The organism is Enterobacter sp. 22466 (assembly GCF_052044775.1).
GTDB classification, from domain to species: Bacteria; Pseudomonadota; Gammaproteobacteria; order Enterobacterales; family Enterobacteriaceae; genus Enterobacter; species Enterobacter dissolvens.
In genome coordinates, this window is the sequence record NZ_JBQENX010000019.1 from 1 (window position 1) to 26,275 (window position 26,275).

Consider the following 26,275-nt stretch of genomic DNA (forward strand, 5'->3'; position numbering starts at 1 on the left):
AACTCAGAAGTGAAACGCCGTAGCGCCGATGGTAGTGTGGGGTCTCCCCATGTGAGAGTAGGGAACTGCCAGGCATTAATTAAGAAGAACCCCGTACCGTAAGGTGCGGGGTTTTTTGCTTTTGTTTTCCCCTCACTCTCACCCTCTCCCTGCGGGTGACTCCATCCGACAGCACAGTTTCTCCCCATGATTAAACAAATTCACATTTCCCTCTACGAAATTTCTTAATTTCCCATTTTTTATATATTTATATATGTGGTAAAAGCATCATAAATTTCAGATTATTCATGCCACTCTGCGAGATATAAGACCCTGTTTTTTGAGTCTTACGAGTTAATAATGCGTATCTATCCCACATTAAATGTATTGCTTTGTGATGAAATTGTGATTTGGTAGCATTTGAATTAGTTCGAACAAACGATGGCAATTAATATTAGGCGAGTTTCATTATTTGCATATCGTTTTAAGAACTAAACCAAGAGTTAATTTCACTCGTGTATATCATTTTTGTAGCGTGACGACTCTTTATTTCTCAGGATATTGGTAAAAACAGGATATTTTATGAAACTGAATAAAGTTGCTATGGCTGTTGCTTTGACCGCAGCTCTGAGTTCAATGTCTGCATTCGCTGATACGACGAATGGCCAGATTGAATTCCAGGGTGAACTGGTGAATACCGCATGTGGTCTGGCGCCAGGCTCAAGCCCGGTAAGCGTTGATTTTGGCCAAATTCCAGTTTCTGCACTGGCTAATGGTGCGCGCGCCGGAAATGTACATCAGAACATTGAACTGCAGCACTGTGACACCACCGTTGCACAAACAGCTGAGATAACGTACTCCCCAACCAGCGTAAACCCAACGGATACGTCTCTGGCTGCCTTCACTTCTGGTACTGCGTCGGGCGCTGGTATTGGCCTGCGTGACAGTGCCAGCCAGGACGTCGTCTGGGGTAACGCAACCACGCCTGTTCAGTTGGTTGATGGCACCAACACCATTCCGTTCGTGGCATATGTGAAAGCAGAAAGCGCAAGTGCGACCGTAACGGCAGGTTCCTTCCAGTCAACGGTTAACTTCGAGATTGCTTATCAGTAATCCGCAGAGCATCGTCAGTGCGGGAATTATCCCGCACTGTTAACGAACGAAAATAAAATGGACATTTAATGCCGCTTTATTTCACTGTCATCGCGATGGAACGATTTACGCGAAAGTCATGACGGCATTTCTCCATATTTTAATTTTAGGCATTAACAAAATAATTATAACGCAGTGGAACGCTGGGCGCTTTTAATGGATTTGTTCAGGACGGGGATCATGTCAGTAAAATTAAAAACGAATCTTACAATTATTGCTCTCCTGGTGATGAATTGCTGCTATGCAGCAATGGCGCGCGGAGAAGAGCGCGTTGAGTTTAATACTGATGTTCTGGATGCTTCAGATCGTACCCGTATTGATCTGTCACGTTTTGCGACAGATAACTATGTCACACCTGGTGATTATCTGCTGGATATCCGTGTTAACGGCCAGTCGGTAGGCCAGGAGAAAATCCGTTATGTGGAATCGCCTGAAGGCAATCGTACGCTGCCGTGTATCAGCGGTGACCTGCTGGACAAACTGGCGCTGAAAGAAGGCGCACGTTCACAGATCGCTCAAATCTATGAAAACTGCTATTCCCTGCAGCGTTTGTCGGGCGCGAAATTAAGCAACTATGCCGGCGTGCTTGATATCACCGTGCCGCAGGCATGGATGAAGTACAACGATCCTGACTGGACGCCGCCTGAACGTTGGGATGAAGGTATTGCCGGCCTGATTTTTGACTACAGCATTAACGGGCAGCTGACTCGTCAATTCAGCGACAATAAAAACTACAGCGCGATATCAGGTTACGGTCAGGCGGGAGCTAACATCGGCGGCTGGCGCATACGCGGTGAATATCAGACCAGCTACTACAGCCAGCACCATCAATCCAGTTTTGACTGGAACCAGATCTACGCCTACCGGCCGTTGCCGATGATGGCGGCAAAACTGACGCTGGGGGAGATTTACCTGAACTCGCAGGTTTTCGATACGCTGCGATTTACCGGGATTAACCTCGCCAGCGATGAGCGGATGCTGCCGCCTGCGCTGCAGGGCTATGCGCCTGAAATCCACGGTATTGCTCGCTCGAATGCCAAAGTGACCGTCAGTCAGGGCGGGCGCGTCATCTATGAAACTACCGTCCCCGCCGGACCGTTCAATATTCAGGATTTGCGCAGTTCAGTGCGCGGTACGCTCGATGTACGCGTTGAGGAGCAGGATGGCTCGGTATCGCTGTTCCAGGTGAATACCGCCAGCATTCCGTATCTCACGCGTCCGGGCTATGTTCGTTACAACCTCTCTGGTGGCACGCCGTCCCGCTATAACCACTCGCTAAAGGGACCGACGTTCCTGTCTGGCGATTTCTCCTGGGGGATCAGCAACGCGTGGTCGCTGTACGGTGGCCTGCAGTCATCGGGTGAAGCCTACACTGCAGCCTCTGTGGGTATAGGTCGTGATCTGAACGCGTTAGGGGCGATCTCTCTGGATGCCACAGAGTCGTGGAGCCGTGAGCCTGACGGCAAACGCCTAAAAGGTACCTCATATAAGTTGAGCTACGCGAAAACCTTCGACGAATACAACAGCTCAATTACGTTCGCGGGGTACCGCTTCTCACAGGAAGACTTCCGCACGATGACGCAATACCTTGATGAGCGTTATCAGGGTTATGACCATGTCGGACGCGAGAAACAGCTCTACACCATTACCGGGAGTAAAACCTTCTGGGCCGGTGAGGCGGGTAAAGCGACGACCGTCTTTCTTACCTGGACCCACCAAAACTACTGGAATCAGCGCAGCCAGGATCGATACGGCATGTCCGTGGGGCGAGCCTTCCGCATTGGCGATATCAACGGCATCAACGCCAATCTTTCTGCTTACCGTACTGATTATAAAGGGCGTAAGGACGACTCAATCTCCCTCTCGCTGTCTGTGCCGATTGGGGATAACACATGGGCGGGTCTGGACGTCCAGACCAACAACGGTAAAACCAGTCCAATGGCGTCATACACCGACAACAGCGACTTCAACAATCTGTGGCGCGTTCGCGCGGGTGCCAGTCAGAACAGTAACGCCAGCGTTGACGGCTATTACCTGCACCGTTCGCAGTGGGCGGAGATTAATACCAACGCAAGCTACCAGCAAAATGAGTTTATGGCGTTAAGCACCACTCTGCGCGGCGGCTTTACGACGACCCGGCACGGTGCGGCGATGCATAACAGTGGCGCAACAATGAACACGGCGCGGGTCATGGTCGATACCAACGGCATTGGCGGCGTCCCACTCAATGGTGAAAAGTCCCGGACTAACCGCTTCGGTATTGCCGTTGTACCGGATGTAGTGAGTTACAACAGCTTTGATACCCGCGTAGACGTCGACGCCATGGATGGCGATATCGAACCGGCCAGAGCCATCAGTACCAGCACCCTGACTGAAGGGGCCATCGGCTATCAGGCTTTTGGGATGGCGAAAGGGATGAAAATGATGGGCACGTTGCGCCTCGTTGATAACAGCGTCCCTCCTTTTGGGGCAGAAATTTACAACGCCGATGGCGTAAGCGTCGCCATGGTGCTGGAGGACGGAAAGGCATGGCTTGCGGGCATAAACACTAATGAAACCCTGAATGTTATGTGGGGGGGCAAACAGCAGTGCAAAGTAACCGTCCCGCCTGGAGAGAACAACGGACGTTCGGACATGCTTCTGCCGTGCCGTTAATCCTTTAGTAAGCATTATCTCACTGTAATTAAAGGCTAAAAATGAGCGAGAACAGACATAGCAGATATCTTATGGCGGCGTGTGCGCTGAGCCTGGTGGCGGGCTACGCGCAGGCAGGCGTCTCCCTGGATCGGACGCGCATCATCATTACGGAGAAAGAGTCTTCGTCCAGCGCCAATTTGTCCAATACCAGCCCGGATATCCCCTTCCTGGCCCAGTCGTGGGTGGAGGATGAAAAGGGCAATAAGATCACCTCTCCGCTGATTGTACTCCCGCCGTTACAGCGAATTAATGGGGGGCAGAAAGGGATCGCGCGGGTCACTAAAACGGCTGGCATCGAAAAACTGCCGAAGGACAGAGAGAGTCTGTTCTACCTCAACGTCAGGGAAATTCCGCCAAAACCGGAAAAACCCAACACGCTGCAGCTGGCAATGCAATCACGCATCAAGTTGTTTTATCGCCCTGAAGCGGTGATCCCGAAGACAAAGGGGGAAGTTTGGCAGGATCGGGTGGTGTTCCAGAAAAGCGGCAGCGAAATGACCGTGCAGAATCCTACGCCTTACTACGTGACGATCCTCAGCCTGACCAAAGGAGACGGGGTGAAGATCAGCCGTTTCCCGGGGATCATGGTTGCGCCTAAATCGAGCCAGACGTTTGCGGTAACGGACGCCGGTGTCAGTCAGTTTTCTATGAAGTTTGTGAATGACTATGGCGGGCATCCGGAGCTGAAATTCCGTTGTGATGGCAATACCTGTAAGGCGTTACCCCCTGCCCAGCAGGGCTAACAAGGAAGGAGCCTGACAATGCAACATCCTTATCCTTATGCCGCTCTTCTGGCGATGTGTGCGCTCGGATTTTCCGGGGCGGCGCGCTCTGTGGTGGACGGTGAAATTAAGGCGGTAAATGGCACCTATGAATACCTGATCAACATTAGCAATCATGATATTACCAGTAATCAGGTCGGTGCTGTCGTTATCGACGAATTTGATCTGGCAGGGATGTTTCAGGGCCGCGCGTACTGCGCGCAGCCGATGATAAGCCAGCCGGTCTATTACACGTCGCAGGCAACGTTAACCCAATCAGGAATGACGGCGGGTTACCTCAAGCTGAATGACTACATGGACGTCAAAATCGAGATCTACATCGGCGGTAATCTACAGCAGTACAAAACCGTACCCTTCGATAACGTCTCCAATAACGTCAATCAGAACTACTGCACCCCCCCCAGCACCATACTGGACAACCAGTTTGCCTCCGGTGCGAAGGGGAAAGTGACCTTTATGATCACCAAGCCCATTATCAACGGGGTCAACTTGCAGGGGTCAGAAATCGCAACACTTTATGGACGACTGGGGCCGGGTGCAATGGGCCAAACGCCACTGTCGCGCGTCACCATCGCTTCAGGCGTCATCACCGTACCGGATAAATGCATCGTGAATCAGGGAACGCCCATTGTCGTCGACTTCGGCAACATTACGGGGACGGGCAGTCGGCTGGATGGCATCAATTACAGTCAAAACGTACCGATTCACGTCAAGTGCCAGGGCGGCAGTTTTTCCCAGGGAGAGCTGAATATCAAGCTGGGGATCCAGCAAGCTAATCCAGCATTCAGTGACGGTAAATACCTGAGTACGCAGGGAGCCGTCGACCGGTCTGAACTGGGGATCGCGCTGCGTGATAGCAAGGGTAATCCTGTGGTGCCAAACACGTTCTATAACGTGCCGGGATTTTCCCACAACGAAGGTGACTGGAACCTGATCGCCGCGCCGGTGGCCAAAAACACTACCTCGGTTATTCCCGAAGGCGAGTTCCATGCGTCGGCGACGGTTGTGGCTGAATTCCAGTAAGGAGGGAATATGCATCGCATGATAATCATCCTCACCTGTTATCTCACGGTATTCGCTGCGGCACCCGCCTGGGCGCGGGGGGAGTTGATCGGTGGCGATCTTAGCTTTAAAGGCGTTGTAATGGCTTACCCGTGCAGTATTGCGCCAGAGTCGGGTCGGATCCTGGTGGATTTTGGTGAGGTATCAACAAAGTCATTGTATATAAACGGAAAAACGACACCGGTTCCGTTCGCGATTAAATTGCAGGACTGTAATCCGAACGTCTTTAACGCGGTGACGGTAACGTTCAGCGGCATCGCCAACGCCAATATGGCGGACCGGCTGGCCATCAACGCAACAGCGCCGGGTAATGCGGGCGGGGTAGGGATTGGATTGCTGGAGGAGGATGATACTCCCGTGCGCCTGAATGTCGCCACCCGTCCCACTCTCATCAACGACAACCTGTTACGGCTAAGCTTCCAGGCTTTTGTTGAAGCGGAACCCGATGCCGTGGCAAGCGGAACGTTAACTACCGGGCCATTTACCGCCACTGCACATTATACGTTGGATTATCAGTAGCGGCGTTAACCGGGAGCTGCGACATGAGATATCAGTTCTTTCTTTACGATAAAAATATTTTTTATTCGCAAGGAATTAAAATGGTTATTACCAGTTTACTCGCAGAACAAGCGGACGTTTTATATTCCTTAACGGATGATTACGATCAGCTCCTTGTTCAATTACAGCGTCAGGTTAATGACGAGGGTTGCATGTGGATCCTCTGTGATTTAGACAGCCTGCCGCGAGAGCGGCTTCACACGCTGCAATTAATGAAAGAGTTCTATCAGCAGGAAAATAAAAGCCTGATTATTCTCTTAAGCAAACATAATATGCCTCTTTTTTTTGCGCTGTATTCGCTTTTGCCCACCGCGCACTGGTTGCTCAAAACTGAAAATATGGAGAGCATCACGCCTTTTTTTCAGCGTCTGTTGGATAAAACACGTCAGGGATGCTGCTTTAGCGCATCGCTGGTCAACTATACGAAAAAAAAACTTTATGACCGGAGCGTGGAGCCCACGATTTCCGGGAGTGAGTGGTGGTTGATGGAAGAGCTATTTAAGGGAAAATCCCTGTCGCAAATATCAGACGAAGTAAACGTCGACATTCGTCGCTTGAGCTATATCAAACGCCATTTAATGAAGAGGTTGAATATCAGAAGCAATATCGCTTTATTCTCCGCGTTTCGCGGCATTATGCCCTGAATCCGTGAGCCACATTTTCGGTAGAACGCATTACCGATTTAACAGTGCAATATATTGCACGCCATTAACCCGAAGTAAGGAGAACGGAAATGAAAAAACTGACCGCATTTGAAGCCGCGAGGATTGTGGGGGGAACCTGCAAGACGTGTGAAATCACGTATCAAAACGTCACCGTTGGTGGCGTCACCTCCTGTAAGCAGATCACCACCTGTACAGATAAGCATGGCTGTACGACCACAATGAGAGATGCTGATTCCAGCAAATGCGGTGGGATCCCTAACCGCTATTAACATCGACATTGCCTGGGGACTGAACACCCTCAGGCTCTTATTTTCTACCGAGAGAATACGATAGTGACTACCTGTACGCGCAAAACCGCGATCGGTTATTCGATCTTTCTGATTATGATTTCCGTTTTGATTACGGTACTTTGTTACCATATTTTTGTTTTTAAAACTTTTACGAGAGATGATTCGCAGACGCAGGCATTTCGCGAGGTCAGCCCCGACATGCAGGCGAACAGTCCGATTAAAAATGAGCGCAGTATTATCGAAGTTATGTCTTATGGTTGCCATTATTGTGCGGCAAACGAAGAGAACCTCGCGGAATTTAGCCGTACTCTGCCGCCGGACAGCACATTTACCTCTATTCATATTGCTGGCGAGGATAATGGTCTTGCAGCCTATGCACCGCTTTTTGCGACGCTGGAAGTGATGGGGATAGAAAAGCAGATTCGCGACAGTGCGTATAACGCCATTATCACACGCAACGTCGATTTGACGGATGAAAAAAAACTGAACGGTTGGTTAGTCAAAAATAATATTGATGTCGTCAAGTTTAATACGTTCAGGCTAAGCAAGGCGGTAAAAGAACGTCTCAGCGAAATGGCGGCCATTACTGCTTATTATGATATCAACGCCACCCCGATGTTTATTATTAATAAACGCTATGTTGTTGCTCAGGATCGCGAGTTCCCGGCGTTTGCGCAGCGCATTCGGGAATTGCTCGAAGAGGATAAATAATCCCGTGGTCAGATTATTCATAATCTGGAGCGTGTTGAGTTTTAAAAACAGCACGGGAAAGATTGAAGGCATTCAGCAAAGGCTTACTCAGTGCGGTGTTTTTTTTCTGAGGAAAATAGTGCGCGTCGTGCCTCTCCCTGTGACGCTGACCGTGGCGAAGGGACTGTGCGCAACGCGACTGTTCGGGCATGCGTTTCGCTTGCGTAACGCGGTGGCGAATGAAAACGTTCGTTGCCTGACCGGGCAAAAGGTCCGCCTGAACGTGGCCTGGCTGACAGTACGGCGACGCCTGCTGGAAGAGGCCGCCACCTGGGCGCAAAACCCGGCGCTGCTTCAGCAAATGCGTACTTGTGCAGCGGAACTCAATGCGGTGGTTACACCGCTGTACCAACAAAACGCACCCTACATACTGGCGCCGCTCCATACGGTGTCTGACGTACTCGCTGCCATCATTGGTGCCAGCGTCACGCCGGGGAAAGCTAGCGTGGTGGTCTCGTCCAGCGCGGAGCTTTACAGCGCCCCCGCCCGTGCATTAGGCGGCGTAGCACTTGACTACTGTTCAATCCACCAGGAAAACAAAACGCTTGCCAGCAACCTGATGGATCTCATCACCGATGTCGCTGCCGGGCAGCGGAACATGATTATTTTCCCCGATATCACCCCCGACTATACCTCGCAGGCTGAAGGGACGCTGGTGGCGAAACAGCCGTGTCGTTTATTTGGTCGCAGCGCCAGGTTGCACGGTGGTCTGGTACGTCTTTCCGGGGCGATAGCTGCGCAGGTCGTGTTTTATCACCTGAGCTATGACAACCGCCTGCGCATTCACATTCATCCGCCGGTGAGCAACCAGCATGTCGCCAGCGCGCTGCCCGACATCATTGAATCTACCCTGCGAGCGTCCCCGCAGGAGTGGCTCCTGTGGCACAGCCATTCTCTCTACTTTATTAATCACTCACGATAACAATGAAAAACACGATCCCGACTCTGATCTTTCAGGAAGAGACTAACGAGTGCGGACTGGCGTGCGTAGCAATGCTGGCACAAACGCAGGGACAGACGATCTCACTGGAAACGCTGCGCGACATTTTTCCAGCCTCCGACCACGGTACGTCGCTGGACACGCTGATGGCCATTCTGGCGCGGTTGGGCATTGCGACGGCCCCTGTGCTGTTTGAGCATCACGAACTCAGTGAACTCCCGCTGCCAGCCATTTTGCACTACGGCGCGAGCCACTATGTCCTGCTGGCCTGGCGTAAAGGCAACCACGTCTGCGTGATGAACCCGGCGATTGGCGAGCAGTGGCTGCCTTTTGCCGCGCTTAAGCAGGAGATCAGCGGCTATGCCCTGATAGTGGAGCCAGAGCAGAGGCTGGCTGCAGATCCCGCGCTGGCGCGACCGACAGCGGGACAGAGCATGCCTCGGGTGATGAGCATGCAGGAGACGGCGGATGTGCCGGGCATATATCGGCTGATGCTGCTGACCTTCATGGTGTCGTTAACGCTGTTTCTGATGCCCACGATGGTGAGTAGTGCCATCAATAAAGCTTTCTCCAGCGTTGAGAGCAGCGGCTTCCCGTACGGCTGGTTTATTCTGGCCTTTGTGGTCTCTTCGCTGATGGCGCTGGGGGTTCGGGCGATCGCCGAGCGCTACATTAAACGCTTTGTGCTGATCCACAGCGGTGTCGGCTTTTCTCGCCTGCTTCAAAACCCCCTCCGTTTTTTTGAAAAACGCGCGCCGGGGGAGATCTTCAGCCGCTTCACGGCCTGGCAGATGGGCCTGCTGCAGAAGATCGAACTGGATAATGGTTTGCGTTCCGATTGGGTGATCGGTGCGATCGCGCTGGCGATCATGTTCTGGATCGCGCCCATCCTGGCGGCGATCTCCGCCATCGGCGTGACGGTGATGGGGATCATCAGCGTCTGGGCCGTGATCCGCGATCGCTGGTTTACCCAGCAGTTACAGCTGAAAAGCGCTGCGCTGAATGATTTTTTCATGGAGACCCTTCAGGGCATATTGACCGTCAAAACCGCCGGGCTGGAAGGGCAGCGTCAGGCGCAGTTTGCCGCCTTAAGCTGCGAACTCTACACATGTCTACAGCGCCAGAAGGTCTATCAACAGGTGAAAGAAGGGCTCTATCAGCTATGCGGCAGCCTGGAGATGGTGGCGTTTATGCTGGTGGTACTGCCGATGGTCCACGGCAAGCAGATCTCGCTGGGCGATTTTTTTGCCTACAGCTTCCTGCGGCAAATCTTCACGTCCTACGTCACGCGGATCTTCTACGCCATCATCCAGAAAACGCAGCTGCACGTGATCGACACCCGCGCACATGCCCTCTTTGCTCCAGGAGGAGAACGCGCGCCCGCGTCGCTGACCGCGGTACCGGCAGCGGATACAACGCCTGCTTTGGCCTTTGAGGCGCTTGGCTACGGGTATGACCCCGCTGTGCCCGTCCTTTCATCCGTCTCATTATCGCTGCCGGCGGGTGAGCAGATCGCGATAGTCGGGGAGTCGGGGGCCGGTAAAAGTACCTTACTTCGGCTGATCGCCGGGCTGTTTTCGCCTCAGGCAGGAGGATGTTATGCCGCCGGTCGCGCGCTGCCTGCCGCGCAGCTGGCGCAGTATGTCTGTTTGCAAAGCCAGGAGGACATTCTTTTTAACGCCTCGGTGCGTGAAAACATCACCTTATTCGACGCGCACTACCGCGAGCGTGACCGCGGACGGGTTGAGGCCCTGCTTGATGCTCTCATGCTGGGTGACGTGGTGCGTGCATTGCCGGGTGGGCTGGATGCTCTGATCCGCGAAAGCCACGCGGCGCTCTCTCTCGGCCAGCGTCAGCGCCTGTTGCTGGCCCGCGCGTTGTACAGCTCACGTCCGGTGTTATTGCTCGATGAGCCGACGGCCAATCTTGATGACGAAACCGCGGCAATCGTCATGGCAACGGTTCACGCCCACTGTCGCAGGGCCGGTAAGTCGTTGATTGTTGTCACGCATAGCGAGCAGGTTTTATCGGGCTTTCAGCAGGTTTACCACCTGGTCGACGGCAGGCTCAGCCTGCGGGAAGGGAGTGATGAAGCATAAATCTCGCTGGGTGATGCTGGGCTGTGGTCTGGCGTTTGCCGCCGCGATGGCGGGCGTCTGGGTGTCTATGGCCTCGCCCTCACCACATACGCGTTTACCCGTGGACACTATCGGCACCGGCGATATCGAAAAGGTGGTGCTGGTGACGGGGATCCTGAAGCCAGCGGTACAGGTTAACGTCGGTGCGCAGGTCAACGGACAGCTGCGTAAATTGTATGTTCGCCAGGGAGAGCGCGTGAAGAAAGGGCAACTGCTGGCAGAAATCGACCCGACGTTACAGGAATCGGAACTCAGGAATACAAAGGCGCAGCTTGCCAGCGCCCGAGCGCAAAAGCGCTCTGCGCAGGCAATGTTGCTGCGCTACCGTCAGGAGCTGGACCGACAGCGCCTGATGCAGCGCGACGGCTCGGGGGTGCGCAGTGAGTTTGAGCAGGCCAGATCGCAATACGCTGTGCAGGTGCAGCAGATAGCGGTGAGCGAGGCGCAGATTGCACAGGCTGAAATGGCGGTGAAAACGGCGCAGGCCAACCTCAGCTATACCCGCATTGTCGCGCCGGTCGACGGCGAGGTGCTGGGTATTGTGACCCGTGAAGGTCAGACCATCGTTTCTTCGCAAACGGCGCCGACCATCCTGGTGTTGGCGGATCTCGATACGATGCAGGTGCAAACGCGTATTTCAGAAGCGGACGTCCAAAAAATTCATCCCGGCCAGCCGCTCAGTTTTTATGTCATCGCTAATCCGAATAAACGCTACGCCAGTACCATGGGCTATGTGCAGCCTGCGCCGCAGGACGCGATGGAGGCGTCCGGTGAGAGAGGAATGGGCGGGAACGCGCAGGCGATGGCAGTCTACTACACCGGCACGTTCGAAGTGCCTAACGCCGGGCGTGAGCTCAAAACATCCATGACGGCACAGGTATTTATTCAGATCGCCAGGGCCAGCAATGTCCTGCGTGTTCCGGTTGCCGCACTGGGCCAGGCGCTGGATGCCGATCGTTACACCATCACCACCGTTAAAGATGGAAATACGCAGTCCCGCACGATCCGCATTGGCATTCAAGATCGGCAGTACGCCGAAGTGCTGGAAGGGCTGCAGGCGGGCGAACAGGTGGTGCTGGCGCAAGAGACGGAGCGAGGATAGCGGATGGAGCCGATTATCGTATTACGGCGGGTGTGCCGACGATTCCACGCGGGCACTCAAATGTTAGCGGTGCTGAGTGATATTTCACTGACCTTTCATCGCGGTGAAATGGTGGCGATTGTGGGGGCATCCGGCTCGGGTAAGTCCACGCTGATGAACATCATTGGCTGCCTGGACAAGCCCACGTCCGGAGAGGTCCTGATCAACGGTACGCCCGTGCATAACGCGGATAGCCTCTACCTTGCCGATCTGCGCAGCCGTTACCTGGGATTCATTTTTCAGCGCTATCACCTGATGCCGTATCTGACCGCAGAAGAAAACATTGCCATTCCCGCGCTGTACACCGCGATGTCGGAACAGGAGCGTACCGCCCGTGTGCAGAGGTTAGCTGTTCAGCTCGGGCTAGAAAACCGTCTCCAGCACCGTCCAGCGGAGCTGTCGGGTGGACAACAGCAGCGGGTGAGCATTTGTCGGGCATTGATCAACGGTGCACACATTATCCTGGCAGACGAACCTACCGGCGCGCTCGACAGTACCCGCGGTAAGGCTCTGATGGGCGTGCTGCATCAACTGCATGCGTCAGGGCACACGGTGATTATCGTTACCCATGACCGCGATATCGCCCGACAGGCGCAGCGCATTATTGAGATTAGCGACGGGCGAATCATCAGCGATGTACGGCACGCTGAGGTTCATCCCTCAACGCTGCTGCCTGAGCAGGACAACGGCCGAGCGTTGCTGGCGAGCCGTTTTCGCGAGTCGGTTCATATGGCCTGGCGTGCACTGCTTGGGCACCGGATGCGCGCGTTTCTTTCCATGCTGGGGATCATCATTGGCATCGCGTCGGTGGTGTCGTCAATGGCCGTAGGGGAAGGCGCGCGGCGGGCGATCGTGGATGAGATAGGCAAGCTGGGAAATACAACACTTGAGATCCGCCCGGGCACCGGATGGGGCAACGCGCGTCCGGACATGGTGCGCGCGCTGTCGATGGAAGACGTGCGCAGTTTGCAGGCGCTGCCGTGGGTGATGGGCGTCTCGCCGGTCGCCAGCAGCACTGCACTCGCGGTGCGCAAAGGTCTGGATTCCTCGATGATGCTGTCAGGGGTATCACAGGACTTTTTCACCCTGCAAGGGCTGCGCGTTGTTCAGGGTAATGGCTTCACGGCGCGCGATGTTGCGGAAGGTGAACCGGTTATGATCCTGGATGAAACCGGGCGAGATACGCTGTTCCCCGGTGGGGAAAATCCGCTCGGTGCACTTGTGCAGATTGCCGGTGCGCCGTGGCGCGTGATCGGCGTGGCCACTCGACCCGGGCCGAAAGTGGTGGGGGGCTTCATGGCGGCGTGGGTTCCGCATACTGCTTTGCAGCAGCGGCTGACGGGGCAAATACCGCTGGAGTCGCTGGTGCTGCGTTTTCAGCCGCCGCTGACATCACAGGAGGCCGCGCAGCGTGTGGAGCGCCACCTGCTGCGGGAACACGGACGAAAAGATTTCTTTATACAAACCGACGATCGGCTGGCGAATGCCATGCAAAAAACGTCGGACTCCATGTCGCTTCTGATTACGGCGATCGCGGCTATCTCGCTGCTGGTGGGCGGCGTGGGTGTGATGAATATCATGCTGGTGTCAGTGACGGAGCGGACGCATGAAATCGGCATTCGATTATCCGTGGGGGCTCGACCCGCAGACATCATGAACCAGTTTCTCATTGAGGCGGTGATGATCTGCGTGCTCGGTGGCCTGGTGGGGGTGTCATTCGCCTGGCTGGCGGGGCATATTTTTGCCTTCGTGACGGACGCCTTTTCAATGGTATTTACCGTATTCCCGGTGCTGATGGCCTGCGGTTTTTCTGCTGCGATCGGCCTCACGTTTGGTTATTTCCCGGCGCGCAGCGCGGCTCGCCTTAACCCTACGGAGGCGCTGGCTCGCGAATGACACGATACCTCTTTTTAGCCGTACTGCTACTCCTGGCGGGTTGCCGCGCGATGACCCGCAGCGACTACCAGCGCCCGCTGCTGTCATTGCCCACACAGTGGCCCACGATGGCGGAAAAGGGGACGGAAAACAGCTGGCGTTTTAGCGATCCCCGCTTGTCTCAGGTGATTGAACAGGTACTGGAAAGCAATAACGATCTTGCAGCGGCAGCCCTCACGCTGCAGCAAGCACGCGTTGCGGCAGGACTCACCAGCACCAACATCTCCCCCGACGTCAGAGTGAGTGGAGCCGCCAGTAACAGTAAAAATGTGCGTCGGGGGGCACCTCCACAGGAGAACTACAGCGGCAGTGTTGCCATCGCCTGGGAGCTGGACCTGTGGGGAAAACTGGCGCGCACCCGTGAGCAAAGCGAATGGCAGGCCAGGGCAAGCGAGCAGGATTACCGTGCAACCGTTCTCTCAACGATGGGCCTCACCGCTCAGCTTTACTGGCGTATCGCCTTGTATAACCAGCAAATCCGCCATCAGTGTGACGGTCTGGCTGTCTCTGAACAGACCGTGCAACAGGTGTCCTCATGGTTTAACGCCGGAAAGGTGGGGAAACTTGATGTTCTGCAAGCACAGCAGGCGCTACTGGCGCGGCAAAATCAGCTCAGAACGTTGGTTCAGCAGCGCCAGAACACACGCAGTGCGCTGGCACTGATGCTCAACAGGCCGGCGGAACAACATGCCGATGAATTGCGCGAGCTGGACGTGCATCAGCAGGTGCCTGTGGCACAAAAAACGCCGCTACGGGTGATCGCTCAGCGGCCAGATATTCAGGCTGCTGAGTCGCGCCTGCGCGCCGCGCTTGCGGGTTACGACGCGGCTCGCCTGCAGTTCTACCCCACGCTTTCTCTTGATGCGTCTCTGAATGCCGGGAGCCAGGTTTTTAGCCAGTGGTTCCGCGATCCTATCCGTACGACAGGGGCCGCGCTGGCCTTGCCGTTTATCCAGTGGAACACCCGTCAGCTCACCGTCGCGCAGGCGGATTTAGCGATAAAACAGGCCGCGATCGCGTTTCGTTCTACCGCCTATACCGCACTCGCTGAAGTTGATGAGGCTATGGAATACCGGCTGAGTGCAGATGAGCAACGCAGCCGACTCCATCAGTCGCTGGCGCTTAGCCAGCGGCGATTATCCCTTACGGAAAGCCGTTATCGCGCAGGAGCGGTGGATTTCCAGACGCTGCTCAACGCGCAGGACGATCTGCTGAACACAGAGAACGCCCTCGCGCAAACCCAGTACGACTACCTTTACGCCACGCTGCAGCTCTGGCTGGCACAAGGGGGCGACACGCAAAACAGGATAATGAAAGATGAAGCTGAAAAATGGAGATAATCGGGTGGTTGTTACCGGCTATGGGGCCGTTACCCCCCTTGGCGTGACGGCTGGTGAGAGCTGGCAGGCGATCATGGACTATCGGCTGGGCTATCGCTACGTCGATTACACGGCGCGGAATATCAAAACCCATTTTCTCGGGCTGGTGGACAACGAACCCAGCCTGATTGGGGTTCCTGCCGCCGTCAGACGCCGTCTGCCGCGTTTTGCCCGACTCACGTTTGGCGCGGCGCGTCAGGCCATGGCGATGGCTTTTGGCGGCCAGCCACCGCAGGAGTTCTATAGCCCGCTAGACTGCGGCGCGATCATGGGGACCGGCTGGGGAGGGCTGGACGAAAGCTACGATGCGCAGAGCGATTTTTCGGCAACGGGCTTCGCCTCGCCGTTTAACTGTTTTTATTCGATGCCTAGCGTCACCACTGCCGCCTGTAGCCAGTTCTGGGGGCTCAACGGCTTCCAGAACACCGTGGTAGCGGCCTGTGCGACGGGAACCATCGCCATTGGCGAAGCCTACGAGGTGATCCGCACCGGCAGAGCGCAGATGATGCTGGCGGGGGCCGGGGAGTCGCTGACAAGTCCCTGCGCGATCTGGAATATCGACGTATTAGGGGCGTTAAGTAAAGAAACGCAGGATCCGCAGCGCGCCAGCTGTCCTTTCAGTGCCCACCGTAATGGGTTCGTGCTGTCGGAAGGGGCGGCGGTACTGTGTCTGGAGTCGCGCGAGGGGGCGCTTGCGCGCGGAGCGACCATTCTTGGCGAAATTACGGGTTACGCCAATTTCTCTGACGCCTGGGATTTTACCTCGCCCGCTGAAGACTGCCTTGCGCGCGTGCAAACTATCATCTCCGCGCTGCGGCAGGCCGGACTTGAACCCGAGCACCTGGACTATATTAACGCTCACGGTACCTCGACACCGCTCAATGACATCAACGAAACGCAATCGCTAAAAATGGCGCTGGGAGAGGCGGTCTGGACTGTTCCCATTTCCAGCACGAAGTCTTACTCCGGGCACTTAATTTCAGCCGCAGGCGCGTTCGAGAGCATCGTCTGCCTGCAGGCCATTGCCAACGGCATTATCCCCGCGACGACCAATTTTCAGCATGCGGATGAGTGCTGTGATCTGGATTATGTCGTTGAAGGGCATCGTCACGCCACTATCCGCCGTACGCTCAACCTGAGCTTTGGGTTTGGTGGCGCAAACGCGGCGTTGATTCTGGAGAAACATTCATGATGACGCTGCGTTACAGCCAACAGGATGCGCGGCTATGGGCTGCATTTTCAGGGGATTACAACCCCGTGCATTTTGATAAAGCCTGGGTGAAATCGCAGGGTGGAAGCCGGCTCAGCGTGCACGGTATGCGCGCCCTGCTGGATGTCAAACGGTTCATCAGTCCGGAAGTTCGCCGCTCATCCTTTCTGAAGTGTACCGTGCGGTTGCGCAGGCCGCTGTGGCGGGATACCACTTATCTTCTGATGTGCGATCCCAACAAGCCTGTTTCAGCCTCCGTGTACGATCTTACCGCTCAAACGGTCTGCCTTTCATGTGCTATCGCGCCGGTTAACCTTTTTGCTGTGGCAGAAGCAGAAAGTCAGCGAGAACTCGGCGCATCAACCATTGCCGCGCTACATCAGACGTTTTTGCCCCTGCTTCCCCACGCACAGCAGTGGCATTTTCTTGATGCCCTGCTGTTTCGCCATCTTCTTCAGGATACCGCGCTGTTACATCAGAAAGACATCGCACCGCTGATACCGTCTGGCCATACGCTGGAGGCGTTGTTTACCCGCTATCCCGTTGTCCAGACCCATCAGGAGGTTGTTTTTGACAGCCATCTGCTCGCGCCCTGGCAGACGGTGCCTTTACCGGAACCGCTTGAGATAGAGACATTACCCGCCACGGTGGTTGGCGATCTTAGATATGGTGCAGTGGTGCGAATTGCTGCGCAAACCCGCTATCAACAACACTACATCAGCAGTGCCGTGACGCTGAAAGTTGGCCCGCTGACAAAAGGAAATGCAAATGAACTCGTATGAAATCATCTACAGCAAAATCAGCGAAATGATTGCTGATGCAAGAGATCTGCCGCTGGAGGCGCTGACACCAGACAGGACGCTGCCGCAGCTGGAACTTGACAGCCTCGATTATGTTGAACTGATGGTACTGGCGAAACGCGAGTTTAACGTGACGCTTACGGCCGAAATGTTTATGAAAAAGCCGCATATGACCCTTCGCGATTTGAGTCTGTACATCGACCTGGAAATGGCTGGCTGAGATGGCAAAGAGATGGATGTTGATCACCGGCGGCAGCAGAGGAATCGGACAGGCTTTGGTGAGCCACCTTCTGCCCGAGTGGAACATTGTGTTTACTGGCCGCAATGAGGCCGGAATTGGCCGTACGCTGGCGCAGGCGCAAGGTCAGCACACGGCAACCTGGGTAAAAGGTTACCGCTGCGATGGCCGCGATGAGGCGGATGTCCAACGGCTGGCGACGTCGCTACTTGACGAGTTTGGCGCACCAGCGGCCATTGTACACAACGCCGGAATGACCCGTGACGCACTGCATATTCATCAAACGGCACGCGACTGGCAGGATGTGCTGACGAACAACCTGGTTGCGCTCGTGAACTGGAACCGAACGCTTTTACCCGCCATGATGATGCAGGGGAGCGGAGCCGTAGTATTGATGTCGTCCGTAACGGCAATAAAGGGCAATAGCGGCCAAACGGCCTATGCAGCCAGTAAGGCCGCAATGATTGGCCTGACGCGTTCGCTGGCGCAGGAGATGGGACGCTTTGGCATTCGGGTTAACTGTCTGGCGCCGGGACTGATTGAAGGTGAAATGGTTGAGGCTATCCCTGAAGCCCGCCTGAAAGCCATGCGGCAGAGCATTCCCTTACGCCGTCTGGGGCAAACGCAGGACGTTGCGCACGCTGTTGCCTTTCTGGCCGGAGAAGGAAGCCGCTATCTCACCGGACAAACGCTGGTGCTGGACGGAGGGCTGTCAGCCTGAGTTAAGGCAGCCGCGAGAAGGGCGACTTCCCGCGGTTCATGACAGGGTCAGTTGATTAATTCGCTGTACCAGAGCGCGTCGTTCTTTGACCGACTCATGGAATATCTGTAATAAAATCGCACTGTGTTGCTGCACGATACCCGCCAGCGCGGGGGTGATTTCCGCCGTTTCACCTACCCGGGCCTTAAATTCGGATGATAGCGTGACCCCCTGAAGTAACGAGGCCAGCCAGATGCTGGCTTTGATAATCGTCACTTCCGGCGGATAAGCGGATTTTGCATCTACGGATTTCTGGAGCTGACACCACCCTGCTATGTCTCTTATTGCCTCAATAGGATAGAGCTCATCCCAAACTGCTTTTCCCTCATCGGCCTGTGCCGGTGTGGCGCACAGGGCCAGGTTCGGGAGATTATGCAATAGCCCTCCGATTTCAATCTTTAAACACTGCACGGGAGGAATACCCATTTCTCTGGCAAGGTATCCCGATATTCGCCCGACCACCAGAGAGTGTTGAACCCCATGTTGACTGAATCCATCTATAATAAACGCCAGCATACCGGCGATATCGCGAAAATTGTGTAATGAGAGGGTGTCGTTATGAATGCGGGGGATTTCTTTAATATAATCGTCAAACTCTGTTGATTGAATTCTTAGCCAAAAATGATCCCTGCTTGCGACCCTTTGGAAGGCATGGATATAGTCAGGTTGAAACAGGTCATTCTCACCGCTGACAATAATTTTTATAATTTCTTCTTGTGCGGTGATGACATCGCTGGCCCGGTAGTGAGAGATTAATACATCCAGACGATCGGCCAGATAGATGATATGGCTTTCTTTCGGGGTTTTAACGCCATTAACACACGCTCCCCAACCATTATTCCATTGGGTATGATGATATCGCACAATGGCATTCAACGGATTCAGTAAAGGTACACTGGCCAGCAATTCCGCCCCCACAGCAGCGTGGTTATTGAGTTCATTATCGTAATAGCTCATAGGCTGGAGGCGAGACTCTTCATTCAGTCCTCCAATATCATGAAGCAGGGCCGCCAGCAGGGTTTTCCGACATTGCGCTGGCGTAAACTGCGACTCTCGTGCCAGGAGCCAGGCAATATACGCCGTTCTGACATGATGCAAGTTAAGCCGAGGGTTGATCATGTCTATTATTTTTGAGATGCAAGCCAGTGATTCTATTAAGTTTATATTCATGATATTGAAAATTTAACTTACGCTGTGCTTCGTTAAAGAAAACCACACAAATTATTTTCGTTTGCAACCATACTGCGGAAATGTGTGGTTACCAAAGAGTAATGTATTATTATTGAATTGATTGAGGTAAATTATTTTGTCGTCTGGCCCTTTGCCAAATAATAAATTTATGGCGACAGTGTCATCAATATTATCTGTGTTGTCGCGCAGGGTACGAACGCTCGTGACTTGATATAAATGCGCGCTGGGGTTGAATTTTTTGTATTTTATCTTGAGCGTTCGCGAAATAATTTGGTTTTTATTGTCATGAGAGAGTAAACCATCGATATTCATGAGGATATGATCGTTCGCCATGTTGATAAAAATCAGCCCTTCAGCATGGACACTTTTTCCGTTAATGTTTTGTACGACAGAAAATTGCGATTCGCAGGAGAAAACAGTGGGGCTGGTAAATGAATACATCCCCCCCGCCAGGAAGAGAGCGAGGCAGAGCAACAGGAAAAAGACGCGCTTAGACATTGTTTTTTTCTCTGTAATAAAAACTTTCGCAGTTACCGTTATCACACTCAACGAGTAGCAATTGTATAATGTTACCTAAGGTTCCATTTATCTGCTTCTTGTAAAGGTACAGTTCTTTTGGCTGCGAACAGTCGAATGGTTGTGTTGTAAAATGAAAGCTATTTTTTACATCCCATAGCGACAGTGCGGGGGATGTAAAAATGATGCATTGGTCATCAACTATTTTATGTACGTTATTCCCTGAATCGACGGTGTGAGGCCTTATTACTAAAAGGATTGACACAATACCTAGCGCGATTATTCGGGCTATCCTTTCAAACACCGAAGGAGGAGGGGGGTTGCGCGTGGCTTCTGAGGCTTTTTCTTCCAGGAACGGGGTACGATACTCGCGGTCGTTATGGATGATGACATCATCTGCAATCTTAAAACCAATGCGGGGAACGGTAGTGATAATCTCTTTTTCCACACCCAGGTCGTTCAGATTTCTGCGTAACGTTGAGATATATTGATTGAGGTTACTATTTGATGCTCTGGCGCCGTACTGATCAAACACGGAATGAAAAATTTCACTTCTGGACAGGATATCGCCGCGGTGATTGAGTAATTCTGCTAATAGACGCGTCGATGTCTGAGATAATTCAACGCAATCCCCGGTAAGCACATTAAGGAGAGATGCATCCTCCGTATCAAAAGTGATAAATCCCTCAATATCGTACCTCATATCCCTCTCCTCCCTAAGCCCTACTTTTCTCTCACATACCGACTGTTTTTGATAAAACAGTATGAAAGCCAGATAAAAACCCTGTTTTTACTTTCATTTGAAGCTAATGTTGCTGGTTGAATCAAGGGATTTCATACTGCTAACTCCTTCAAAACTCAGGAGTCGACAATGAAACTCTCACTGTGTTCATACAACCCGGAGGCTGTACATCCAGGCTACAACGCACCTCACGACAATCTGCAGATGTTAGCGGCGGAAATGGGAATAAGTGGTCTGGCGATGATCAGAGGGCCGGAACAAATGTTGATTCTCAATTTACTTAAAGATCATAGCACGCAGGGACTGTCCACGAGGGAGCTTGCCAATCTGTGCGGTATTTCAATTTATAAAGTTAGACACTTACTTCTTCCGCTGGAAAAATATGGCCAGGTTATACGGGATAAAATGCAAAAGCATCATCAGTGGTTTTTGTCAAAGGATGCGACATAATTACATTTGCATTCTAACAAGGGGTATTTTTATTTGCAACAATGGCACGGAAGTCAAATAGATATATCTAAGACTTTTGAAAAATACTAATTATAATCTCGCGGGACCTTAAGAAAATTCCCAATAAATGTATTAACGTTTCTGTATTAATACTTATGAATCCATGTTTTTTGATTCAAAATAATATTGTTGTATTGCAGCTGAATGCCCTGCTTTACGTTCGAGTGAATCATGCACCGAGGGGCCATGGAGAGTAGATGAGGAAGCGTGAATAGTTTGACGTTGAAAGTCATCTGAGGGGAATGCCCCCCGGTGTTTTGGCGCTGAAAAGCAAAAACCCAGCCATAGGCTGGGTTTTTTAAATAGTGGTGCCGGACTCGGAATCGATAGTTGTTATTAACTAATTGATATTTAATGTTTATTTTTGATTTGATTAATTTTGTACCCTCAATTGTGCCCTCGTTCCCGTTTGGTTTAAATCAGAAAACCGAATCGGGGACGAACAGGGGAAGAAAAATTGAAGCCGTTCGTTGTCATATGCAGTGAGGGAAGACGCTTCTGATACGGGACATAATCCAGTAACAAACCACCAGAAGAAACGCACCAGAAGCGTCTGGTATTATTTTGAACGTAGCCATGCTATTCATACAAGGACTTTGTTCAACCTTTCCTCCTGAACACGTCGGAGCACCCTGTCAGATGTGCATTCAGGATGGTCAGTGCTGTTTGTCTGAATTCCATTAATGTTGCTCCTGAGCGGCATTTCCCGTGATGATATGCGTGATCCTTTTGTATTCAAAACGTTGCATCAGCCCCGTTGCTCGCCTGGCCCGGAGAATATCAATCACCCCTATAAAAGGGGGACTGGTGGTGAAAGGAGAAATCTGGACGATCAATTCGCACCAGCTCAGATTTTTCTACGAGAAAATTGAGAGCGTCTGCCAGTGAAATACCGGCGTCAATATGCTGCGAAATAACCTGCTCATCGGCAAATTGTGTGTCATAAAGTGAAAGGCCATAATGATGCTCAAGCAAGTACGTAAGTAACTGCTGCCAGATTTCAACAGGTGTCGGGCGTGGCGGAGCCTTCCGCGTCGGAGTGGCGGGTAAGGTTTGCATAAGGTAATGCTCCTGTATTAAGGCGGTTTAAAAGAATTATGGTTCAGTGAACGGGATTAGCGGGTTATGCTGCTGTCTGATGTCGGGTAAATCGCGATATAGATGTAGCCATGCGATCCGAGCGAATCGGCCTCACAGGTCAGCCCTTTAGCATACAGCGTAACGCTGTGCTGATAGCTGGGGCTGAGCTCACCGGAAACCAGCATTAATTCAAGCTGTTTGAGCAGCACAGGAAACGCCTGGTCGAGATGGCGTAAATCTGCGTCACTGAATGTGCCGGTGATACTGGCGCGGTCTGCCAGGTAATGCAGGCGATTGCCTTCCTGTACCAGCCTTGCGCCAAAGCTCGGCGTGACAGCGGGTTTAAGTCCCCACCAGGCTTCGGCAATATCATGGTTTGCTACATTTGTTGTGCTGTGCATTTAAGTAATCCTTAACTGTGCGTTAATTCAGGGTGACGCTGCGCAATACGACATACGGGCCGTTGCGGTCCTGGCGACGCTCGGCGAAGACCGCGAGCACACCGCTGATATCCTGCACCTCCCGACCGGCATAGTGGCAGATGCTGCCGGACCACTGATATTTTCCGGTACAGAAGCGAAACAGCCGGGACTGCGGATGCTGACGGTATATCGTCATTGCCTGGCGTTTGCTGATGATTTTCATCGTTGTGTTCTCCTCTGCTCCTGCTTTACAGCCAGCCACGTTCCGAAAACGAAACGATATCTATCCCACCGATAACCAGGTGGTCCAGCAGGCGAATATCTACCAGTTCCAGCGTCTGCTTCAGACGTCCGGTAATCAGCCTGTCGGCCTGACTGGGCTCAGCTTCTCCCGACGGGTGGTTATGTGCCAGTATGGCCGCTGCAGCGTTATGCTTCAGACCGGCTTTAACCACCTCACGCGGGTGTACCTGCGTATGGTTGATGGTGCCGGTAAACAGCGTGTCGTGCGCAATCAGCCGGTGCTGGCTATCGAGAAAGAGCGCGGTAAATTCTTCGCGCTCCAGTGTGGCAAGCTGCAGGCGCAGCCAGTCCCGAACGGCATGGCTGGACGTAAATGAAGCCCCGGGTTCACGTAACTGTCGCTCCAGCAGGGTCATCGCCGTCCTGACCGTCTGCTGTTCTGTGGGGGCCAGTTCACGGGCAAACAGCGGAAGTTGTTGTTCCATAATTTTGACCTCAGTCGATGATGTGCATAATGGCGTTACACTCCGCGTGGATCAGCGCGTAGTCCCGCAGGCGGTAATAGTGCCCGGCCATGGCATCGCATTCGGTACGCATGGCATGGTGGCTGTACGTCATCAGGCAGACGGCAATACCGGCGGCCTCAGCGCTCATCTCTGCGCCGTTTCCGTTCATGCTGTTAAACAGTGCCCATTTCCCGTCATCGTCACCGCAGGCTTCCGGTGTCATAAAGGCACCGCCGTTGCTCAGCCTGTAAAAGTTCCAGATGCCCCCGATGTAGTCCGCACAAAAGCGGTCCATCCAGGCGAAAATTTGCGGCTCAAGGGTTATCCACTGCGGTATGCTGCCGAAGTGCTGCGGCCAGAATCCCACGCGCTGCTCGTCCTGCACGAGGGTGACGGTCAGTGCGGGCTCAGAACCGGTACCGGCAGGTTGTGTCTGTAACAGGAGGGTATCGTTAAGGTTGATAGTGTCGGTCATGTTAGTTTTCCTTGTTTATTTATCTGGTTGGGGGGCAGGTTCAGACGAAATGACGGGCAGGACTGCGCATAGCCATCCTCATCACGGCAGGAGGGCCATATACCTTGGGTCTGGCTTAACTGACAGAGGCTGAGTTCTCCGGGACGATAAAGAAGGTGTGAGCACCAGACGCAGAGGTCGTCGTCAGAGATGGAGCGGCTGCAGGGATTGTTTTCCTGGGCGGTCGGATAAAGGGTGCCCTGGTGGGCGTTATCAGGCAGCGGTTGCATCAGCTCAGCGCCTGCTGTAATTCTTCCGCCATCACCCAGAGTGCGCGGTTGAGCTTAACGTCACCGTCTATACCTTTAACCGCGCGGGTATGGCTGCGTTTGCCTTTGGCAGTACGTCCTGGCAGACCCCCTTTCAGCAGGTTCTCCTGGCAACGATTGAAAACTGACCACAGGTCGTCCTGACGGTCTTCATAGCGTCGGGGCGCCAGTATCTGTGCTTCTGTCACCGGCTGGTGCTCTTCACCAAAGCGGTACGTCAGTGCGGCTTTTGCAAAAGCCTGCTGTGCCGGTGGCGGGAGTAACAGCGACTGCATCGCATCCCGCTTCTCTTCCACCCGGTCAAATATCCCCAGCACCTCATAAGCCCCTTCAATGACTTTCTCCACCACATTGCCCTTATGCGGCACGCGCACTTCACCATAGGTTTCGCCGCAGACAAGCCCGTTCTGGCAGACAAAGCGAAACAGGCCTGGCAGCATCTGGTATGAGCTGGAGCCGTCATGACTGTTGAGGAGAATGATTTCCGGGACCTGTTTGCCGGTAATCTGGCCTTCACGTCTGAGACGCAGCATGTGCTTTGTGTGGTCGCGTTTATTCAGGTCACGCACGCGGGTCTGGCAGGCAAAGAACGGCTGGAAGCCTTCCCGCTGCAGATTATCCAGCAGGGTGATGGTCGGGATGTACGTGTAACGCTCGCTGCGGGAGGCATGCTTTTCTTCACTGAATACGCTGGGCACATAGTGCGCCAGCTCATCACGGGTTAACGGTCGGTCACGGCGGACAAGATTGACCGCACCAAAGCGGCTGGCTAATTTCATAAAAACTCCCTGAATACATAAATGAAAAAGGCCGCGCTTCCATAAGGAAGTGCGGCCTGTTGACTGAAATGAATAGCGTGAAGATGGTGAATGCGGTGAAGTCAGGGGCGGGGTAGTCAGACGAGCAGACAATAACCCGGCGCCAGGAGCACAACATAAACCAGACGGGACTGAAGCCTAATCCGTCACAGCAGAACAAGGAACATGGCTGCTCCTTACTGATGGTCGGTGAGATCTCTGAGCGGGGCTATCTGCGTGTTGCCCTGCGCCAGACCGCAGTGATCGGCTCCGGCGGCGACCAGCGCGCCGGCGAACGCCGGGGCCAGCGTACGGACAGGGTATTGCCAGCTCCATGCCAGCGGACCGTGAGCGGATATGCCGTCATCTTCATAAAAATGAAACACAACGCTTCCCGTTTTATAGTCCAGCATTTGTGACGTGGCGCGGGTCAGGTCCGCTGAGACCTGGCTGTCGAACAATGTAACCCGCTGTTCAGCATGGGCCTTCATCTGATGCTCTCCCGCCGGGTAATACTGAATGGTCATGCCCGTTGCGCCTGATGCCTTACCGCCGGTGATGTCCTTCAGCCAGTAAAGAATATTCAGGCGCTTTTCAGGCCCGTTACAGGTCAGAATTAATCTCTGTGTTTCCTTCCCCTTCGTGGCGGTGATGATAAAATCATCCACACCCGCCATGATGTGGTCGTGCGTGACCTGCACATTTTCTGCCACCACGCCTGTGTGGCTGACTGGTTTCGGGTCGTATGCTGCAGCCCGGCCCGGCTGGGTCCAGAGTAAGGCGACGATAATCAGAAACCGGACGACAGTGATGACGGTTCTCATTGCGTTCATTCTCCTGCTTCAGGCAGGACGATATACATATTCTGTCCCCTGACTTCAATGGTTACAGGCTCCTTCACGCCGGTATTCAGCAACGCCTGTGCCTGCCAGAAACGCCCGTTCACTTCTTCACGCATCTCTGTCACGCGGATACAGCGTTCGTCAAACCCCTCATCCCGCAGGATTTT

Annotated in this window: 27 protein-coding genes, 1 rRNA gene and 2 pseudogenes; 19 read left to right on the plus strand and 11 right to left on the minus strand. The window is 53.5% G+C overall.

The window, feature by feature from the left end; genetic code table 11:
• The 18 genes from rrf to ACTJJI_RS25540 form a co-directional block, all read left to right on the plus strand.
• Positions 1-74, plus strand: a 5S ribosomal RNA gene (gene rrf / locus ACTJJI_RS25455); the annotation flags it as partial.
• Positions 75-561: 487 nt separating this feature from the next.
• Positions 562-1,092, plus strand: a complete 531-nt coding sequence (locus tag ACTJJI_RS25460) for a fimbrial protein (protein WP_047360725.1) — start codon at positions 562-564, stop codon at positions 1,090-1,092.
• A 219-nt stretch (positions 1,093-1,311) separates the two neighbouring features.
• Positions 1,312-3,786, plus strand: a complete 2,475-nt coding sequence (locus ACTJJI_RS25465) for a fimbria/pilus outer membrane usher protein (protein WP_440656129.1) — start codon at positions 1,312-1,314, stop codon at positions 3,784-3,786.
• A 41-nt stretch (positions 3,787-3,827) separates the two neighbouring features.
• Positions 3,828-4,571, plus strand: coding sequence for a fimbrial biogenesis chaperone (locus ACTJJI_RS25470; protein WP_440656131.1), 744 nt, complete (start codon positions 3,828-3,830; stop codon positions 4,569-4,571).
• Between the two features lie 18 nt (positions 4,572-4,589).
• A complete protein-coding gene (locus ACTJJI_RS25475) occupies positions 4,590-5,633 on the plus strand; it encodes a fimbrial protein (protein WP_440656133.1) in 1,044 nt (347 codons plus the stop codon).
• Between the two features lie 9 nt (positions 5,634-5,642).
• On the plus strand, positions 5,643-6,191 hold the full coding sequence (locus tag ACTJJI_RS25480) for a fimbrial protein (RefSeq protein WP_014830338.1): 549 nt from the start codon (positions 5,643-5,645) through the stop codon (positions 6,189-6,191).
• 23 nt (positions 6,192-6,214) lie between these two features.
• On the plus strand, positions 6,215-6,874 hold the full coding sequence (locus tag ACTJJI_RS25485) for a transcriptional regulator (RefSeq protein WP_047360722.1): 660 nt from the start codon (positions 6,215-6,217) through the stop codon (positions 6,872-6,874).
• Between the two features lie 89 nt (positions 6,875-6,963).
• On the plus strand, positions 6,964-7,164 hold the full coding sequence (locus ACTJJI_RS25490) for a DUF4762 family protein (protein ID WP_013095127.1): 201 nt from the start codon (positions 6,964-6,966) through the stop codon (positions 7,162-7,164).
• Positions 7,165-7,278: 114 nt separating this feature from the next.
• Complete coding sequence (locus ACTJJI_RS25495; protein ID WP_043951730.1) at positions 7,279-7,896, plus strand: DsbA family protein; 618 nt, start codon at positions 7,279-7,281, stop codon at positions 7,894-7,896.
• 4 nt (positions 7,897-7,900) lie between these two features.
• Entirely contained in the window at positions 7,901-8,857 is a 957-nt protein-coding gene (locus ACTJJI_RS25500) for an ABC transporter (RefSeq protein ID WP_440656137.1), read from the plus strand.
• A gap of 2 nt (positions 8,858-8,859) precedes the next feature.
• Complete coding sequence (locus ACTJJI_RS25505; protein WP_440656139.1) at positions 8,860-10,974, plus strand: peptidase domain-containing ABC transporter; 2,115 nt, start codon at positions 8,860-8,862, stop codon at positions 10,972-10,974.
• Positions 10,964-12,115, plus strand: coding sequence for an efflux RND transporter periplasmic adaptor subunit (locus tag ACTJJI_RS25510; protein ID WP_014830342.1), 1,152 nt, complete (start codon positions 10,964-10,966; stop codon positions 12,113-12,115). The genes ACTJJI_RS25505 and ACTJJI_RS25510 overlap by 11 nt, the downstream gene beginning before the upstream one ends.
• Positions 12,116-12,118: 3 nt before the next feature.
• Positions 12,119-14,050: an ABC transporter permease gene (locus tag ACTJJI_RS25515; RefSeq protein ID WP_440656141.1), complete on the plus strand. Its 1,932-nt coding sequence runs from the start codon at positions 12,119-12,121 to the stop codon at positions 14,048-14,050.
• Complete coding sequence (locus ACTJJI_RS25520; protein ID WP_047360720.1) at positions 14,047-15,429, plus strand: TolC family protein; 1,383 nt, start codon at positions 14,047-14,049, stop codon at positions 15,427-15,429. The genes ACTJJI_RS25515 and ACTJJI_RS25520 overlap by 4 nt, the downstream gene beginning before the upstream one ends.
• On the plus strand, positions 15,407-16,660 hold the full coding sequence (locus ACTJJI_RS25525) for a beta-ketoacyl-[acyl-carrier-protein] synthase family protein (RefSeq protein WP_046887426.1): 1,254 nt from the start codon (positions 15,407-15,409) through the stop codon (positions 16,658-16,660). The genes ACTJJI_RS25520 and ACTJJI_RS25525 overlap by 23 nt, the downstream gene beginning before the upstream one ends.
• Positions 16,657-17,460, plus strand: a complete 804-nt coding sequence (locus ACTJJI_RS25530; RefSeq protein WP_013095135.1) for a MaoC/PaaZ C-terminal domain-containing protein — start codon at positions 16,657-16,659, stop codon at positions 17,458-17,460. Before ACTJJI_RS25525 ends, ACTJJI_RS25530 begins: the two co-directional genes overlap by 4 nt.
• Positions 17,447-17,698 carry an acyl carrier protein gene (locus ACTJJI_RS25535; protein ID WP_440656144.1) on the plus strand — a complete coding sequence of 84 codons (252 nt, stop codon included), beginning with the start codon at positions 17,447-17,449 and terminating at the stop codon, positions 17,696-17,698. Before ACTJJI_RS25530 ends, ACTJJI_RS25535 begins: the two co-directional genes overlap by 14 nt.
• Position 17,699: 1 nt before the next feature.
• The gene (locus ACTJJI_RS25540; protein ID WP_440656146.1) at positions 17,700-18,437 is read left to right on the plus strand and encodes an SDR family oxidoreductase; all 738 of its coding nucleotides are present in this window, start codon (positions 17,700-17,702) and stop codon (positions 18,435-18,437) included.
• A 36-nt stretch (positions 18,438-18,473) separates the two neighbouring features.
• On the opposite strand, the gene ACTJJI_RS25545 is transcribed toward ACTJJI_RS25540, so the two are convergent.
• The 3 genes from ACTJJI_RS25545 to ACTJJI_RS25555 are packed head-to-tail and all read right to left on the minus strand — an operon-like array spanning position 18,474 to position 20,886.
• Positions 18,474-19,646: an HD domain-containing protein gene (locus ACTJJI_RS25545; RefSeq protein ID WP_043951553.1), complete on the minus strand. Its 1,173-nt coding sequence runs from the start codon at positions 19,644-19,646 to the stop codon at positions 18,474-18,476.
• Positions 19,647-19,697: 51 nt separating this feature from the next.
• Complete coding sequence (locus ACTJJI_RS25550; RefSeq protein ID WP_096927891.1) at positions 19,698-20,165, minus strand: FidL-like protein; 468 nt, start codon at positions 20,163-20,165, stop codon at positions 19,698-19,700.
• Positions 20,158-20,886, minus strand: a complete 729-nt coding sequence (locus ACTJJI_RS25555; RefSeq protein WP_014830350.1) for a winged helix-turn-helix domain-containing protein — start codon at positions 20,884-20,886, stop codon at positions 20,158-20,160. The genes ACTJJI_RS25550 and ACTJJI_RS25555 overlap by 8 nt, the downstream gene beginning before the upstream one ends.
• Before the next feature lie 168 nt (positions 20,887-21,054).
• Between ACTJJI_RS25555 and ACTJJI_RS25560 the strand changes: the two genes are divergently transcribed.
• Positions 21,055-21,375, plus strand: a complete 321-nt coding sequence (locus tag ACTJJI_RS25560; protein ID WP_014830351.1) for a FaeA/PapI family transcriptional regulator — start codon at positions 21,055-21,057, stop codon at positions 21,373-21,375.
• Positions 21,376-22,115: 740 nt separating this feature from the next.
• Here ACTJJI_RS25560 and ACTJJI_RS25565 read toward each other — a convergent pair.
• From ACTJJI_RS25565 to ACTJJI_RS25600, 8 genes and pseudogenes are all read right to left on the minus strand, one after another.
• A pseudogene (locus ACTJJI_RS25565) lies at positions 22,116-22,494 on the minus strand (TA system toxin CbtA family protein).
• 56 nt (positions 22,495-22,550) lie between these two features.
• Positions 22,551-22,916 (minus strand): type IV toxin-antitoxin system YeeU family antitoxin, encoded by a 366-nt coding sequence (locus ACTJJI_RS25570; protein ID WP_440656150.1) that lies wholly within the window; start codon positions 22,914-22,916, stop codon positions 22,551-22,553.
• Positions 22,917-22,938: 22 nt separating this feature from the next.
• The gene (locus ACTJJI_RS25575) at positions 22,939-23,160 is read right to left on the minus strand and encodes a DUF987 domain-containing protein (protein ID WP_285197881.1); all 222 of its coding nucleotides are present in this window, start codon (positions 23,158-23,160) and stop codon (positions 22,939-22,941) included.
• A gap of 25 nt (positions 23,161-23,185) precedes the next feature.
• A complete protein-coding gene (gene radC, locus ACTJJI_RS25580; protein WP_440656152.1) occupies positions 23,186-23,665 on the minus strand; it encodes a RadC family protein in 480 nt (159 codons plus the stop codon).
• 10 nt (positions 23,666-23,675) lie between these two features.
• Positions 23,676-24,161: an antirestriction protein gene (locus ACTJJI_RS25585; protein ID WP_440656154.1), complete on the minus strand. Its 486-nt coding sequence runs from the start codon at positions 24,159-24,161 to the stop codon at positions 23,676-23,678.
• A gap of 268 nt (positions 24,162-24,429) precedes the next feature.
• A complete protein-coding gene (locus ACTJJI_RS25590; RefSeq protein WP_440656156.1) occupies positions 24,430-25,248 on the minus strand; it encodes a DUF932 domain-containing protein in 819 nt (272 codons plus the stop codon).
• Between the two features lie 215 nt (positions 25,249-25,463).
• Positions 25,464-26,090 carry a hypothetical protein gene (locus ACTJJI_RS25595; RefSeq protein ID WP_440656158.1) on the minus strand — a complete coding sequence of 209 codons (627 nt, stop codon included), beginning with the start codon at positions 26,088-26,090 and terminating at the stop codon, positions 25,464-25,466.
• 5 nt (positions 26,091-26,095) lie between these two features.
• Positions 26,096-26,275: pseudogene (locus ACTJJI_RS25600) on the minus strand (hypothetical protein); the annotation flags it as partial.

Coding starts and splice junctions, on each gene's coding strand:
- radC (WP_440656152.1), bottom strand. CDS start 23,665: ATGGAACAACAACTTCCGCTGTTTGCCCGTGAACTGGCCCCCACAGAA.
- ACTJJI_RS25555 (WP_014830350.1), bottom strand. CDS start 20,886: ATGAGGTACGATATTGAGGGATTTATCACTTTTGATACGGAGGATGCA.
- ACTJJI_RS25560 (WP_014830351.1), top strand. CDS start 21,055: ATGAAACTCTCACTGTGTTCATACAACCCGGAGGCTGTACATCCAGGC.
- ACTJJI_RS25525 (WP_046887426.1), top strand. CDS start 15,407: ATGAAGCTGAAAAATGGAGATAATCGGGTGGTTGTTACCGGCTATGGG.
- ACTJJI_RS25575 (WP_285197881.1), bottom strand. CDS start 23,160: ATGAAAATCATCAGCAAACGCCAGGCAATGACGATATACCGTCAGCAT.
- ACTJJI_RS25505 (WP_440656139.1), top strand. CDS start 8,860: ATGAAAAACACGATCCCGACTCTGATCTTTCAGGAAGAGACTAACGAG.
- ACTJJI_RS25585 (WP_440656154.1), bottom strand. CDS start 24,161: ATGACCGACACTATCAACCTTAACGATACCCTCCTGTTACAGACACAA.
- ACTJJI_RS25460 (WP_047360725.1), top strand. CDS start 562: ATGAAACTGAATAAAGTTGCTATGGCTGTTGCTTTGACCGCAGCTCTG.
- ACTJJI_RS25470 (WP_440656131.1), top strand. CDS start 3,828: ATGAGCGAGAACAGACATAGCAGATATCTTATGGCGGCGTGTGCGCTG.
- ACTJJI_RS25520 (WP_047360720.1), top strand. CDS start 14,047: ATGACACGATACCTCTTTTTAGCCGTACTGCTACTCCTGGCGGGTTGC.
- ACTJJI_RS25550 (WP_096927891.1), bottom strand. CDS start 20,165: ATGTCTAAGCGCGTCTTTTTCCTGTTGCTCTGCCTCGCTCTCTTCCTG.
- ACTJJI_RS25465 (WP_440656129.1), top strand. CDS start 1,312: ATGTCAGTAAAATTAAAAACGAATCTTACAATTATTGCTCTCCTGGTG.
- ACTJJI_RS25595 (WP_440656158.1), bottom strand. CDS start 26,090: ATGAGAACCGTCATCACTGTCGTCCGGTTTCTGATTATCGTCGCCTTA.
- ACTJJI_RS25510 (WP_014830342.1), top strand. CDS start 10,964: ATGAAGCATAAATCTCGCTGGGTGATGCTGGGCTGTGGTCTGGCGTTT.
- ACTJJI_RS25540 (WP_440656146.1), top strand. CDS start 17,700: ATGGCAAAGAGATGGATGTTGATCACCGGCGGCAGCAGAGGAATCGGA.
- ACTJJI_RS25485 (WP_047360722.1), top strand. CDS start 6,215: ATGAGATATCAGTTCTTTCTTTACGATAAAAATATTTTTTATTCGCAA.
- ACTJJI_RS25495 (WP_043951730.1), top strand. CDS start 7,279: ATGATTTCCGTTTTGATTACGGTACTTTGTTACCATATTTTTGTTTTT.
- ACTJJI_RS25590 (WP_440656156.1), bottom strand. CDS start 25,248: ATGAAATTAGCCAGCCGCTTTGGTGCGGTCAATCTTGTCCGCCGTGAC.
- ACTJJI_RS25535 (WP_440656144.1), top strand. CDS start 17,447: ATGAACTCGTATGAAATCATCTACAGCAAAATCAGCGAAATGATTGCT.
- ACTJJI_RS25475 (WP_440656133.1), top strand. CDS start 4,590: ATGCAACATCCTTATCCTTATGCCGCTCTTCTGGCGATGTGTGCGCTC.
- ACTJJI_RS25490 (WP_013095127.1), top strand. CDS start 6,964: ATGAAAAAACTGACCGCATTTGAAGCCGCGAGGATTGTGGGGGGAACC.
- ACTJJI_RS25480 (WP_014830338.1), top strand. CDS start 5,643: ATGCATCGCATGATAATCATCCTCACCTGTTATCTCACGGTATTCGCT.
- ACTJJI_RS25570 (WP_440656150.1), bottom strand. CDS start 22,916: ATGCACAGCACAACAAATGTAGCAAACCATGATATTGCCGAAGCCTGG.
- ACTJJI_RS25545 (WP_043951553.1), bottom strand. CDS start 19,646: ATGAATATAAACTTAATAGAATCACTGGCTTGCATCTCAAAAATAATA.
- ACTJJI_RS25515 (WP_440656141.1), top strand. CDS start 12,119: ATGGAGCCGATTATCGTATTACGGCGGGTGTGCCGACGATTCCACGCG.
- ACTJJI_RS25530 (WP_013095135.1), top strand. CDS start 16,657: ATGATGACGCTGCGTTACAGCCAACAGGATGCGCGGCTATGGGCTGCA.